Annotated in this window: 15 protein-coding genes; 8 read left to right on the top strand and 7 right to left on the bottom strand. The window is 30.3% G+C overall.

Annotated features, from left to right (window positions below; all coding sequences use genetic code 11):
- Positions 1-102: 102 nt before the first annotated feature.
- The 5 genes from ABD816_RS19730 to ABD816_RS19710 all read right to left on the bottom strand — a co-directional run bounded on the left by ABD816_RS19730 (position 103) and on the right by ABD816_RS19710 (position 2,608).
- Positions 103-813 carry an aspartate/glutamate racemase family protein gene (locus ABD816_RS19730; protein WP_344930342.1) on the bottom strand — a complete coding sequence of 237 codons (711 nt, stop codon included), beginning with the start codon at positions 811-813 and terminating at the stop codon, positions 103-105.
- 52 nt (positions 814-865) lie between these two features.
- Positions 866-1,465: a PhzF family phenazine biosynthesis protein gene (locus ABD816_RS19725; RefSeq protein WP_344930341.1), complete on the bottom strand. Its 600-nt coding sequence runs from the start codon at positions 1,463-1,465 to the stop codon at positions 866-868.
- A complete protein-coding gene (locus tag ABD816_RS19720) occupies positions 1,446-1,634 on the bottom strand; it encodes a PhzF family phenazine biosynthesis protein (RefSeq protein WP_344930340.1) in 189 nt (62 codons plus the stop codon). Before ABD816_RS19720 ends, ABD816_RS19725 begins: the two co-directional genes overlap by 20 nt.
- Positions 1,635-1,637: 3 nt before the next feature.
- Positions 1,638-2,234, bottom strand: coding sequence for a short chain dehydrogenase (locus ABD816_RS19715; protein WP_344930338.1), 597 nt, complete (start codon positions 2,232-2,234; stop codon positions 1,638-1,640).
- 62 nt (positions 2,235-2,296) lie between these two features.
- Entirely contained in the window at positions 2,297-2,608 is a 312-nt protein-coding gene (locus tag ABD816_RS19710; protein WP_344930336.1) for an ArsR/SmtB family transcription factor, read from the bottom strand.
- Positions 2,609-3,445: 837 nt separating this feature from the next.
- On the opposite strand from ABD816_RS19710, the gene ABD816_RS19705 reads away from it, so the two are divergent.
- From ABD816_RS19705 to ABD816_RS19680, 6 genes are all read left to right on the top strand, one after another.
- On the top strand, positions 3,446-4,660 hold the full coding sequence (locus tag ABD816_RS19705; protein WP_344930332.1) for a class I SAM-dependent rRNA methyltransferase: 1,215 nt from the start codon (positions 3,446-3,448) through the stop codon (positions 4,658-4,660).
- A gap of 90 nt (positions 4,661-4,750) precedes the next feature.
- Positions 4,751-5,278, top strand: coding sequence for a DUF5713 family protein (locus tag ABD816_RS19700; RefSeq protein ID WP_344930331.1), 528 nt, complete (start codon positions 4,751-4,753; stop codon positions 5,276-5,278).
- Between the two features lie 19 nt (positions 5,279-5,297).
- Entirely contained in the window at positions 5,298-6,053 is a 756-nt protein-coding gene (locus tag ABD816_RS19695; protein ID WP_344930328.1) for a phosphodiester glycosidase family protein, read from the top strand.
- Positions 6,054-6,362: 309 nt separating this feature from the next.
- A complete protein-coding gene (locus tag ABD816_RS19690) occupies positions 6,363-6,740 on the top strand; it encodes a hypothetical protein (RefSeq protein ID WP_344930326.1) in 378 nt (125 codons plus the stop codon).
- A 207-nt stretch (positions 6,741-6,947) separates the two neighbouring features.
- Positions 6,948-7,136, top strand: coding sequence for a hypothetical protein (locus ABD816_RS19685; RefSeq protein WP_344930325.1), 189 nt, complete (start codon positions 6,948-6,950; stop codon positions 7,134-7,136).
- 50 nt (positions 7,137-7,186) lie between these two features.
- Positions 7,187-8,242 carry an MJ1255/VC2487 family glycosyltransferase gene (locus ABD816_RS19680; protein ID WP_344930323.1) on the top strand — a complete coding sequence of 352 codons (1,056 nt, stop codon included), beginning with the start codon at positions 7,187-7,189 and terminating at the stop codon, positions 8,240-8,242.
- Between the two features lie 275 nt (positions 8,243-8,517).
- Here ABD816_RS19680 and ABD816_RS19675 read toward each other — a convergent pair whose 3' ends face one another.
- Entirely contained in the window at positions 8,518-9,351 is an 834-nt protein-coding gene (locus tag ABD816_RS19675; RefSeq protein WP_344930322.1) for an OmpA/MotB family protein, read from the bottom strand.
- 325 nt (positions 9,352-9,676) lie between these two features.
- Between ABD816_RS19675 and ABD816_RS19670 the strand changes: the two genes are divergently transcribed.
- Together ABD816_RS19670 and ABD816_RS19665 are read left to right on the top strand one after the other, a co-directional pair.
- Positions 9,677-10,675 (top strand): peptidoglycan DD-metalloendopeptidase family protein, encoded by a 999-nt coding sequence (locus ABD816_RS19670; RefSeq protein WP_344930321.1) that lies wholly within the window; start codon positions 9,677-9,679, stop codon positions 10,673-10,675.
- Between the two features lie 117 nt (positions 10,676-10,792).
- Positions 10,793-11,044 carry a hypothetical protein gene (locus ABD816_RS19665; protein WP_344930320.1) on the top strand — a complete coding sequence of 84 codons (252 nt, stop codon included), beginning with the start codon at positions 10,793-10,795 and terminating at the stop codon, positions 11,042-11,044.
- Positions 11,045-11,106: 62 nt separating this feature from the next.
- On the opposite strand, the gene ABD816_RS19660 is transcribed toward ABD816_RS19665, so the two are convergent.
- Entirely contained in the window at positions 11,107-12,339 is a 1,233-nt protein-coding gene (locus tag ABD816_RS19660) for a response regulator (protein WP_344930318.1), read from the bottom strand.
- Between the last annotated feature and the right edge of the window lie 54 nt (positions 12,340-12,393).

The following is a 12,393-nucleotide window of genomic DNA, read 5'->3' as shown; positions in this document are numbered from 1 at the left end:
CAAAAAATCCTCGGTAATGAAATCTTCTTTCTTCATAAGTGCATAAAATTTAAAGTTAATAAAAAATAAAATACGGAGGTCGCGACCTCCGTATTTTAAACTTTACACACTTGGTGAGATACTACCTTCCAAAGCCATTTCTACTGCTCTTTCTGCATGAATTTTTGTAGTATCAAATATCGGAATATCTACATCTTCTTGTTTGATCAGTAGTGGTATTTCTGTACATCCCAGAATAACACCTTCAGCTCCTTTCATCGCTAAGCTCTTAATAATCCGTTGATATGATTCTTTTGATTTTTCCTTTACAATACCCAGAACTAATTCTTGAAATATGATCTGGTTTATGGTTTCGCGATCTTTTGAATCAGGGATTAGTACTTCAATACCATGGGCGTTTAAAATATCTTTATAGAAATCTTTTTCCATGGTATATTTAGTGCCTAAAAGTGCTATTTTTTTTAAGCCTTTGGCTTTAATCTTTTCTGTAGTAGCATTGGCAATATGTAAAAATGGAATAGTGATATTTTTAATTATTTCATCACTGCATATATGAATAGTGTTTGTGCATAGGATGACCAGGTCAGCTCCCGCATGCTCTAATTTTTTAGCAGATGTAACCATAAGTTCCGCTATACTATCCCAGTCATCCCTGCCAAATGATCTTTCTATCTCAGCAAAATCTACAGAAAGTAATATACATGGTGCAGAGTGAAAACCTCCCAGAGTCTCCTTTACTTTTTTATTTATTAATTCATAGTACAGGCTTGATGATTCCCAACTCATTCCCCCAATTAATCCAATGGTTTTCATATGTTTTTTGTTTTGTAAGTTTTTGTTTTAAAGTTATGAATGTTTAGTTAGTTTATATATTTATTTCTCCAATCAGATAAAGTACTGCATACCCGCTTAGAAAAACCCGATTTCCTTCTAGTTTGCAATCCAGTTCTCCACCGCGACTAGATAATTGTCTGGCTTTAAGAACATTTTTGTTTAGTTTATCTGCCCAAAAAGGTACTAAAGCCGCATGTGCAGAACCTGTTACCGGATCTTCACTAGGAGCCTCAGGATTCGCATCAAAAACGCGAGACACAAAATCAGAGTCTTTACCCTCTGCTGTAATTACAGTACATAAATAAGGTAAATCTTTTAAATATTCTAGCGCAGGTGTCGCTGCTAATACATCATCTTCTGATGCCACTGTAATAATTAAGTCTCTTCCGGCATATGCATTTATAGGGGTAGCTGTAAAGGCGGTAAAAACTTCTTCAGGAATATCAATTGGCTCTGGTGGACGTGAAGGAAAGTCTAATGTAATTGCTCCATTATTTTCTTTTTTAGCTTTTAGAATACCACTTTTAGAAGAAAACGAAATTTCGCTAATGGTACGGTCTATATAATTAAAGATTACATAAGCAGCAGCTAGTGTAGCATGGCCACATAAATCAATCTCTGCATAAGGCATAAACCACACCTTTCTTAATAAAATAACCCGTTTCTGCCAGGTTATTTTCTATCGCAATATTAAGTAACGTTTCATCATCCGGCCAATGTGTCAACTGACAGATTGCAGCTGGATTTCCTCCAAAAAGTTTCTTTGTAAAGGCATCTATTTGATATATAGGAATTTTCATGTGTTAATAAACTTTTAGAGTTTGACCTGTTAGTGTGCTTGTAAGTATATATTCATATATTTTTATGACCTCATTAATTTGTACGGGAAAGTATCCGGCGAATTTTTGATCTTTGGGAAAATCACCGGCAATTGCACCCGGAGCAACAACATTAAGACGGATACCTCGATCCAGTTCGTGTGATGCAGCATTGACAAAACTATGTAATGCACCATTAACAAGAGAAAGAGCTACTGCATTAGGTTCATAATGTTCTGCAAGAATACCTGTAGTAAGCGTGATAGAACCATTATCATTTAAATAATCTTTTGCAATATGAACAAGATGTACCTGTCCCATTAATTTACTATGAATACCAGTATGGTAATCTTCTGTAGTAAGATCTGATAAAGGTTTCCATACTGCAGTACCAGAGGCGTTAATGACGGCGTCTAATTTTGGTAGTTTTTCAAAAAGTCGTGTTATTGAGTCTGGCTTGGTAATATCAATAGGGTAGGAGTCAGAATTTCTATGTGCTCCATACACCGTATGCTTATCCTTCAAAGTATTATAAATTTCTTTGCCTATAGTTCCTGTTGATCCGATGAGTAAAATATTCATAATTATATATTTAGTTTTATAAATATGTAGTGGTAATTATTTATTTTTGTTTCGTAATTCTATTATAGATTGGTTGCCAATTCTTTAGTGTATTTTTTTATTACCTCCTCATTTCTTCTAAAATAAGTCCATTTGCCATGCCTTGTTGGAATTAACAAACCTGCTTTATGCATTGTAGATAAGAAGTGTGAAATTGTAGGTTGCGATAATCCGGATTTATCCTGAATTAATTGTCCACAAACTCCAAAATTAAAATGTCCTAATTCAATGTGTGGAGGAAAATTAGCATCTGGATCTTTTAACCATTTTAATATATTCAATCTGGTCGAATTAGCAAGCGCTTTATTTATTTCTAAAATTTTATCTGTATCCATAGTACAAATATACATATTTAATTTTATAAATATGTATGACTTTAATTTTTGGTAACAATCTTCTGTAATGTATAATCTTAAATCAATAAAATTCCTAGAGTCTTTGGCTTGGGTGTAGCGTATAAAATCAGGATTTTGGGGCTCAAGAGTCGGGATAAAGGGGAGAGGTTAATTCCCTTATTTGAGTAGCAATGTGGCTTTGTTTAATACTTTATATCCTTGCATTTGGACGGTTTATATATACGATCAATCAACACTATTAAAGCACATATTTTGAGGTTTACACATAGTCAGATTTTAACTAGATATCCTATCTTTGTATTTAGTAACAGACTGATTTTTGTTTAATCATTTATTCATTAGCCAATTAGTTTTTTACACAAATTCACCTCTTAAACCAGAAGAAACTGGCTAGTTGTATACTACTATTGAAAGTATTTTAATGATATTTTTATAACTAGACAAAAATTCTTTAAAAGGGATTGTTTTAACAATCCCTTTTTTTATTGTTATTTTAACTGAATTAATAGAACATATCATTCTTCTGGAAGAACTTTTTACAAATTAATGAGAGGCTTTTCCTCCGTTGTAGTATTTAGAATAAGGATAAAAGAGTTTTATTTCTTAAATTTTGTAGTGAATCAGTAGTCTTGCCTCTGATACCTCGTGTCTTTAGATTGAAGTAATTCATGAAGGGTATTGATAAAATATAAGATGACAATAAAACAATAGTCTCGTGGTTCAATATAAGAGCTATAAATTTCTTATCCTGGTATTCATAACTTCGCATCAAAAAATAGTCTTTAAAAATAAAAAATAGTATTATTCTTGTAGTCTATGAATATTATTCCGGAAATTAAAATAAAAAGATTAGCAATAAAGCTACGTCCAGCTGGAGAACGAATGGTTAAGCGAGGACATCCCTGGATTTTTGAAGATAGTATTGTTAAGCAAAATATAAAAGGAAGTGCAGGAGATCTGGCTATTATCTATGATTCTAAAAAGAATATAATACTTGCTATTGGTTTATATGATCCTACATCTCCAATTCGTATAAAGATTATACAATTTGAAAAGCCAGCTCAGATTAACGATGAATGGTTTACTATAATAATTAAGCAAGCATATAGGATTAGAAAACCACTTTTAGCTACAGATACTAATAGTTATCGCTTAATATTTGGAGAAAATGATCATCTACCTGGGTTTATAGCAGACGTATATGACACTGTATTAGTTATCAAACTATACTCTCATATCTGGTTTCCGTACCTTAATACGATAGTTCCAATTTTGATAGCACAAACAGGCTGCGAAACTGTGGTAATAAGATTAAGTAGATCCTTACAATCTGAAAATAAAACGTATGGGATACAAGACGGACAAGTAATCTACGGAGTTTTAGATAATGAGGTTGTTATTTTTAGAGAACACGGTGTATTGTTTTCTGCTAATGTGATCAAAGGTCATAAAACTGGTTATTTTTTGGACCATAGACATAATAGGAATAAAGTAGGAGGTTTAGCAAAAGATAAAAAAATACTGGATGTATTTTCTTATGCCGGAGGATTTTCTGTGCATGCACTTGTGGGAGGAGCAAAAGAAGTAATTAGTTTAGATATCAGTAAACAAGCATTACAAATGGCATCTGATAATGCTTCTTTAAATAATTATACAGGTACTCATGCTATTTTTGCCATAGATGCGTTTGAAGGACTCCAGCGTTTAATAGATCAACATAAAAAGTTTGATATTGTCGTGATTGATCCACCATCTTTTGCAAAAAGAGAAAGTGAAATTGTAAAAGCAGAAAATAGTTATGCCAGACTCGCTAGGCTAGGAGCTAGATTAGTAGAAAAAAATGGTATATTAATCGTAGCATCTTGTTCATCAAGAGTGGTGGCAGAAAGGTTCTTTAAAATTTCTGAGAAAAATATTGTAAGTATAGGTAGAAATTTTCAAATCATAGAAAAAACATATCATGACATTGATCATCCTATTAATTTTCCTGAAGGCGCCTATCTAAAATGTGGATATTATCGTTTGGATTAGATGGTATTAGTATTAATAACTACTAAAAAAATATCTCTGATTTGACTTTTAATAAGTATATATTAAAATAAGATGACAAATAAATTGTAGATGAATATTAAGCTATTGAGAAATATGATATATGTTATGATTGGACTAATAGGTCTGTATTATATCATTTTCTTTATTGTTCCTAATTATATAATGATACCATTGGCAGCATGGAACTCATATCAAGCATTTAGTGAGTCCAATAGTAATACAATAGTGGATGACAAAACGATGAATTTGGATCAAAATAATCTGCAGAATAAGGTTATGGTAAATTATGAATTTTTAGCAATGATGTATAGAGATCCTTATTTTCCTAATCATGTTGTTGATAAAGGAAAACTGATATTAATTGATCTGTGTTTTAGAATTGAAAAACAATCTCCACAGTCGTTATCAGAATTATATGATCTAACGCAAGAGGCAACAGAAAAATTTAATCTACTACAAGTAGTATTTGATGCAAATAATAGTGAAATTGAGACAGGGGCGAGAGAGTGTATTGGAGCTGATTTTGTTTTTATTGCAAAAATGTACGGTTTTGTTGATGCTGATGTAGAAGAATTAATTGCATCAGGAGAATGGTAATGTATAACAGGAAATTATAATGAAGAATATTCTATTGTTACTATCAGTATTTTTTTTTAATTCTATAGCATGCTCTCAGGGTACTAATGACGCATACTCAGAAGATATTATTATCGAATGTATTGATGAGTCAAGATTAGTCACTTATAGTGTTGATCCAACTAAATTTTCGTTGGATATATATTGGAAGGACAATAATGGCGTAAACTATAGTAATTTCCAAAATTTAGAAACAGCCTTAGAAAAAAAAGGTAAAAAATTAGTATTTGCTATGAATGGTGGTATGTATCTAAGAGATCAATCTCCACAGGGACTTTTTATAGAAAAAGGTATCATCCAGGCACCAATAGATAGTGCAAATAATGGATATGGTAATTTTTATCTACAGCCTAATGGTATTTTTTATCTTACAGAAAATAAAGAACCAGGAGTTTGCAAAACTACAGATTTTAACTATTCTGAAAATATACAGTATGCTACTCAATCAGGACCAATGTTATTAATTGATGGGAAAATGCATCCTAAATTTAACAAGGGCTCTTCTAATGTTCATATAAGGAATGGAGTGGGAATTTTACCTAATGGTAATATTCTTTTTGCAATCTCAAAAGAGAAAATCAATTTTTATGATTTTGCATCATATTTTAAACAACACGGTTGCAAAAATGCTTTATATCTTGATGGATTTGTTTCCAGAGCTTATATACCTTCAGAGGATTGGATACAATTGGATGGTAGTTTTGGGACTATTATTGGTGTCATATCTTCCAATTAGTATGTAAATTGATTATAATTTATGTTGGTTATAACTTTTGGTGTGTGAATACTTCTTCTGTTATTTCACTGGAAACAGGGTGTTATAGTAGGGCTATAATCTTGATATTTGTAGGTAACCACAGTATTAAATTATTTTATAGATTAGCTTAGCTGTTTCGAATTTTAAAGTAATCTAATGACAGGAGTTTTAGTACCTGCTATTAAACGGTAAAACAACATTGAAATGAAAAAAATAATAATTTTAAATGTTCTAACAATCATTTTTGGTATATATCCTTTGTGTGCTCAAGAATCTGACTATTATGATATGGATTTTCTGATTATTCATTCTGGAAAAGAGTATGATACTGCGCTAAGATTGGCTAAAGAAGCAAGTAGACAATTAGATATGAAATTAGAACTACGTGGAATGTATGAAAGCCCCACAGAAGGTCTTACAACCGATGAATTATGTGGATGTGGAGAAAATCATGGATATATACCACGTGGACGATTTGATAGTGGTGAATATATAAGTATTGAATATTCAGATTATTATGAAGGGTTTACAAAAGGTTTGTATATGGTTATCGTATCTACCGGCGGTTATATAGATGAACAAAAAGAACTTTTATCCAGCGCAAGAAAATTTTATAAAGATGCATATATTAAGACATCATCAGTGTATTTGGGCTGTATGCATTAATAATCTATTAAATATTAATATGCAAATGGTTTTGGAGGCATAAGATATCAAAAATGTATACCACCACATAATTTATTAAATTGTGAATAAGAATTGAATAACATTGTTTTTAAAACTTAAATCCAATAATCACATCAAGTACATTTGCTTTATATAATAAATGCATCACACGACATAAAATATGATGCTTGAAACAGTTATTGTTATATGACGGAATATGTTTTATTAACTGATGAACAGACTTATTTTGTAGAGTATCTTATCGGAGAATTAATTCTATCTAATAGTATTAGTCAAGCTATGAAATTCACAGATGAACAACTAGCTCATAAATTTAAGCAAATGCTCCATAGTTCTTGTAGTTTAAGAACTAGTGTGAATACCTATATAGGATAATTTTACCTATATTTATTACTAACTTCTGATTTATAAAATAATACTGAATTTTGAAAATTTTATATGGAGTTCCTGGTGAGGGAATGGGGCACGCTACACGCGCAAAGGTTATTATACAACATTTGATAAGAAATCATGAAATAAAAATTGTTTCAAGTGATAAAGCTTTTCTATTTCTAAAAAAAGAATTTCCTGGTCAAACCATCGAAATTAAAGGTCTTCGCTTTGCATATGAAGATGGCGTGGTATCTAAGTCAAAGACTTCTGCAACCATATTAAAAGATGCTCCAGAAAATTTATTAAAAAATTTAAAAAAATATAAAGACCTTGAATTAGGTTTTAAGCCCGATATTGTGATATCTGATTTTGAGTCATTTACTTATATGTATGCTAAATATCATAGCCTTCCTATTATTAGTATTGATAATATGCAGATTATGAATCGTGGAAGAATTAATATTCAAATTCCTAAATCAGAAAAAACAAATTATAGAATTGCAAAAGCAGTGGTAAAAGCCAAAGTGCCTAAATGTAATCTCTATGTCATATCTACATTTTTTGATATTGATGTTAAGAAGAAAAATAGTGTCTTAGTACCTCCAATCATCAGAACCGAAATTTTAAAAGCAAAACCATTAGTAAAAAATCATATCTTAATCTATCAGTCTTCGTGTAGTGAAGAAAAGATGGTAAAAATCTTAAACAATCTAGTTGATGAAACATTTTTATTATATGGATTTAATAAGGAAATAACTTATGGAAATGTTCAATTAAAAAAGTTTAGTGAAGCTGAGTTTATTAATAACTTTAGATCAGCAAAAGCTGTTTTTTCAAATGGAGGGTATTCTTTTCTTTCTGAAGCACTGTTCTTACATAAACCTATATGTACTGTACCTATTCAAAATCAATTTGAACAGTATCTAAACGGAGCTTATATTCAAAAATTAGAGTTCGGAAAGATGTTGGAAGATTTTGAATTAGATGGTATTAAATCATTTTTATACGATCTTCCCAGATTTCAGAAAAACATAAAAAAATATACGCAGAAGGATAATCAAGCTGTATTTGAGATACTAGATCAAACCTTAAATACAATTATACAATAAACACTTATTGTATAATTTTAATATTAAGTCAAATTTTGATAGTTATAGCTATCTGAGGTATATATGGACTATTCGTTTCTGGCTTCATATTTTTAATTATAATGGTATTATATAGAAAATAATTTAGTTGAAGCACAGAAGCGCGTATAAGGTAAAACCAGATAAATATAATTTTTTTTTAAGATGTTGAAAAGTAATCTATAGTTTTAGATTATAGTCAATAAAAAAGGGATGACTCAATAAGTCATCCCTTTTTTTTACTATTTATAAATTTCTTAGTTCGAAGAAAGCATAGCAAAGAATTTATCTAAATTAGGCAACAATACAATTCTTGTACGTCTGTTAGTAGCCATATTTTCTTTAGAATCATTTTCTACAAGAGGCTTGTAGCTACTTCTTCCTGATGCGATTAATTTTGAAGGATCTACATTGTATTTATTCTGTAATAAACGAGTAATAGAAGTTGCTCTTTTTACACTTAAATCCCAGTTATCTTCTAATGCAGGAGTATTGATCGTTTTTGGATCAGTATGACCTTCAATCATTACTTCAAGACTTGGCTCAGAATTGATTACTTGAGCTAATTTTTCTAAAACATCGTTTGCTTTATTGCTTACTCTATAGCTACCGCTATTAAAAAGCATTTTGTCTGAAATATTAATCATCACTACCGTGTTTTCAATATCAATAGAAATATCCTCATCTTCTTTAAGATTATCATCTAAAGAACTTTTTAGGTTATGAGAAACAGCTATGTTCATTGAATCCTGAAGCGTTTGGGCACCTTGTAGTTTCTCAGGGCTTACATTCGCAAGTGTCTGTTTCATTTTCTCTTTAGTGTTATTAGAAATAACAGCAAGATCTCCAACCTGTACCATTTTTTCGTCATTAGCTTCTCTAAGAGAATTGATTTTTGAATTATAATCTGCAACTCGAGCTTCAATTTTAGCAAATTTCGATTCTAATTCTTCTTTTTCTACAGTAGTTTTCTGTAACGTGCTTCTAGTGTTTTGTAAATCAGCCTCTACAGCTAAAAATTTCTTTTTAGATACACAAGACGTTGTCATCAAAACTCCTGATAATGCAATTAATGTGAATACTTTTTTCATGGTCATTTAATTAGTTCTTAATATGTGATATAAAACTGGAACTTGATTATTTTATTGTAATATGACCTACTAAATTTTTCATAGTAAAATCTTAAGATATGTTAAATTTATTTATTTAATTGGTCAACCACAGCTTTTTTACGGTAAATTAGCCGTTTTAATTTTTATAGCTATTTGATTTATAATCATTTAGTTTTTGTTGGTTAGTTAGGGGTAGTATTTTATGAAAATTTATCTTTTTTTAAGTGTAACGATCTTTTTTTTTAATCGCTTTATTAAAAGTAGGACCATAAATACGTTCAATTTTAAAATTTAAATAGAATTAATGTTTTTTAATAAAATAAAACATGTAATACATAATGTCCTGGGTTGTTCATTATATCTAGCCTGTATTACTGTAAATACGGTACAATCTCAATCATTAGATAAAATAGAGGTAGAGGATATCAAAATTATAGATCAAAGAGAATTGGTAATAGATGGTAACATAGTTTATTTACCTATATATAATAGGTATCATCACCATATTTTTGAATCGTCTGTTCATACGATATCTGATGCAAGAATAAAAAATGAAGTATTTACCAGTAATTGGAACACTGCTGTTTTTAATACATTTTGGAATCAAAAGTTATCTTATCCATTTCAATTACATTTTGAAGATGAAGCTTTTTCATCTCCTGTAGATCATAACATGGTAGTTACTTCGAGATATGGATGGAGAAGAGGAAGACCACATCAGGGGATTGATATTGATTTGGTTACCGGTGATAACGTAAAAGCAATCTTAGGAGGTAAAGTTAGGTATGCTCGTACACACGGAGGACATGGAAAAACAATTGTTATACGACATTATAATGGTTTAGAAACCGTGTATGCCCATCTGTCAAAATATGAAGTAAAAGAAAATGAGATCGTAGAAAAAGGACAAGTCATTGGTAAAGGCGGTGTCTCTGGGAATGCCAGAGGTAGTCATCTGCACTTAGAGGTTAGATATAAAGGAGAAAGTATACATCCAGAATATCTTTTTGATTTTACTAATGATACCAAGGTAAGATCTCAAGATATAGTAGTAACAAAAAAATGGGCTACTGTAAGGTCTCATACTTCTAAGAAACAAAGTAATATTATAATTCATACCTCTATTGAAGATATTAATACAGAAGATACAGCATCGGTTAAAAAAATACATATCGTTAAGAAAGGAGATACCTTATATGGTATTGCCAATAAAAATGATGTTCCCGTATCTGAGATATGTAAATTAAATGAAATTCCGCAAAGCTCAGTGTTGAATATAGGACAAGAAATTCTTCTTTATTAGTGAATTAGTGACCGCCGTATCGGGGTGATTTCTATAGATGAACCGGCCTAAAAATCGTATTTTTGTGTTTACGCTTACTTGGTTTATGAAGTCAGCACTAATTTAATCAGTATTTTTATGTTTATAGAAATCGAAGTTAAAACGGCAATTATTGTGCATGGGTTTGATACTAACAATAAAGAAATAGAAGAAGTCGTTGAAGAAACAGAATTCATAAAAAAAATGGTATCCATTGATCGTATTCAATCCATCAGCGAAAAATATATATTGGTTACCTCAGCTCATAATAGAATAATGTATTGGGAATATAAGGGAAGTATGGAGGTGATTAAGGATAAACTTCTTTCTGTTAATGTATTAATTGCTTAATTTGAACTGACAAACAGTGGCAAAGTATTATTCACACATTATGCTAATTAATAAATGTTCACTTATTTCTTAATATATTTATGAATCATATCTAATAAAAGATTTTTATCATACGGTTTCAGTATATAATCATTTAATCCCGCTTGCATAATTTGTCTGTTTAATTGCGTTACATCTACTGCTGTAAGTGCAATTACCGGAACATTCTCATTAAACTCTCTAATTCTTTTTGTAGTTCCTATACCATTTAATTTTGGCATATTGATGTCCATTAAAATGATATCATAATCATGTTCTCTTGCCAGATCTATAGCATCAAATCCATTATCGATTGTAGTACAATCAAAGTTTTCATTAGATAAGATTTTATCAGCTACTAATAAGTTTAATTTATTGTCATCTACAATGAGAACCTTCTGTTTGTCGTTAACAGATGAAGTATGACCTTGTTTATCTTCTTTAACGTTTGTATTTTCTAAATCGACAATAAAAGAATATTCTGAGCCCGCATATTCCTTACTTTGTAAAATAATTTTACCTCCTACAGCTTTAGCTAGTCTATTAACTATGGTTGCATTGAGACCTGTGCCCAAATATGTTTTTTTTACTTTTTCAATATTAATAAACTCCTGATAAATAGATTTCTCTTCTTCTTTAGAAACCTCGTTTCCATCGTGTTTTACAGTAAAAGATATTGTATTAGTAAGTGCTGAACGCTTACTTAGATTCACCGAGAAAAAAATATTACCATTTTTTGTAAATCTTAGAGAATTACTTATCAGATTCATAAGTATTTGCGATAAAATAGACGAATCACCTTTAACCGACTGATCAATTGAATCATCGAAATCAAAATGTAAGGTATTGCCACTATTTTCTGTGGCATAACTAAATGAATTTACAATATATTGAGTTACTTCTTTGAGATCAAAAATTGTTTTATGAGGAATAATTTCTTTAGAAGTAATATAATTAACCTGTAGTACGTTATTAATCAGTGTTAAAAGATAATCCCCTGAAAATTTTAATGATTTCAAATTTTTATTATCACTGATTTCAGGATGTTCTTCTACAAGAAGATTAGTCAGTCCCATAATTCCATACAGCGGAGTTCTTAATTCCTGACTTAGTGAAGAGATGTATTCCTGACCTCTTTGGGATTGAGTTTCTGCTTTATCTCTTAAAATATTTAGTTCATTATTTTTTTGATCTAATCTTGATTTTAATTTATAACAAATAAAAATCAAAAAAAGAATCACCGAAAAAAGTAAGATGCCGATGATGTAGTATCCCATAATTTTTTTTTGTGACAAAATACGAGATATCCCTTATGTCAAACAAATTTAGAA

It is taken from the genome of Aquimarina addita (genome assembly GCF_039539305.1).
Lineage (GTDB): Bacteria > Bacteroidota > Bacteroidia > Flavobacteriales > Flavobacteriaceae > Aquimarina > Aquimarina addita.
This window is presented reverse-complemented; position numbering and strand designations above follow the sequence as displayed.

What these genes read in the sequence shown, in the direction of transcription:
- ABD816_RS19730 (WP_344930342.1), bottom strand. Translation starts at nt 813, where the DNA reads ATGAAAACCATTGGATTAATTGGGGGAATGAGTTGGGAATCATCAAGC.
- ABD816_RS19725 (WP_344930341.1), bottom strand. Translation starts at nt 1,465, where the DNA reads ATGCCTTATGCAGAGATTGATTTATGTGGCCATGCTACACTAGCTGCT.
- ABD816_RS19720 (WP_344930340.1), bottom strand. Translation starts at nt 1,634, where the DNA reads ATGAAAATTCCTATATATCAAATAGATGCCTTTACAAAGAAACTTTTT.
- ABD816_RS19715 (WP_344930338.1), bottom strand. Translation starts at nt 2,234, where the DNA reads ATGAATATTTTACTCATCGGATCAACAGGAACTATAGGCAAAGAAATT.
- ABD816_RS19710 (WP_344930336.1), bottom strand. Translation starts at nt 2,608, where the DNA reads ATGGATACAGATAAAATTTTAGAAATAAATAAAGCGCTTGCTAATTCG.
- ABD816_RS19705 (WP_344930332.1), top strand. Translation starts at nt 3,446, where the DNA reads ATGAATATTATTCCGGAAATTAAAATAAAAAGATTAGCAATAAAGCTA.
- ABD816_RS19700 (WP_344930331.1), top strand. Translation starts at nt 4,751, where the DNA reads ATGAATATTAAGCTATTGAGAAATATGATATATGTTATGATTGGACTA.
- ABD816_RS19695 (WP_344930328.1), top strand. Translation starts at nt 5,298, where the DNA reads ATGAAGAATATTCTATTGTTACTATCAGTATTTTTTTTTAATTCTATA.
- ABD816_RS19690 (WP_344930326.1), top strand. Translation starts at nt 6,363, where the DNA reads ATGGATTTTCTGATTATTCATTCTGGAAAAGAGTATGATACTGCGCTA.
- ABD816_RS19685 (WP_344930325.1), top strand. Translation starts at nt 6,948, where the DNA reads ATGACGGAATATGTTTTATTAACTGATGAACAGACTTATTTTGTAGAG.
- ABD816_RS19675 (WP_344930322.1), bottom strand. Translation starts at nt 9,351, where the DNA reads ATGAAAAAAGTATTCACATTAATTGCATTATCAGGAGTTTTGATGACA.
- ABD816_RS19670 (WP_344930321.1), top strand. Translation starts at nt 9,677, where the DNA reads ATGTTTTTTAATAAAATAAAACATGTAATACATAATGTCCTGGGTTGT.
- ABD816_RS19665 (WP_344930320.1), top strand. Translation starts at nt 10,793, where the DNA reads ATGTTTATAGAAATCGAAGTTAAAACGGCAATTATTGTGCATGGGTTT.
- ABD816_RS19660 (WP_344930318.1), bottom strand. Translation starts at nt 12,339, where the DNA reads ATGGGATACTACATCATCGGCATCTTACTTTTTTCGGTGATTCTTTTT.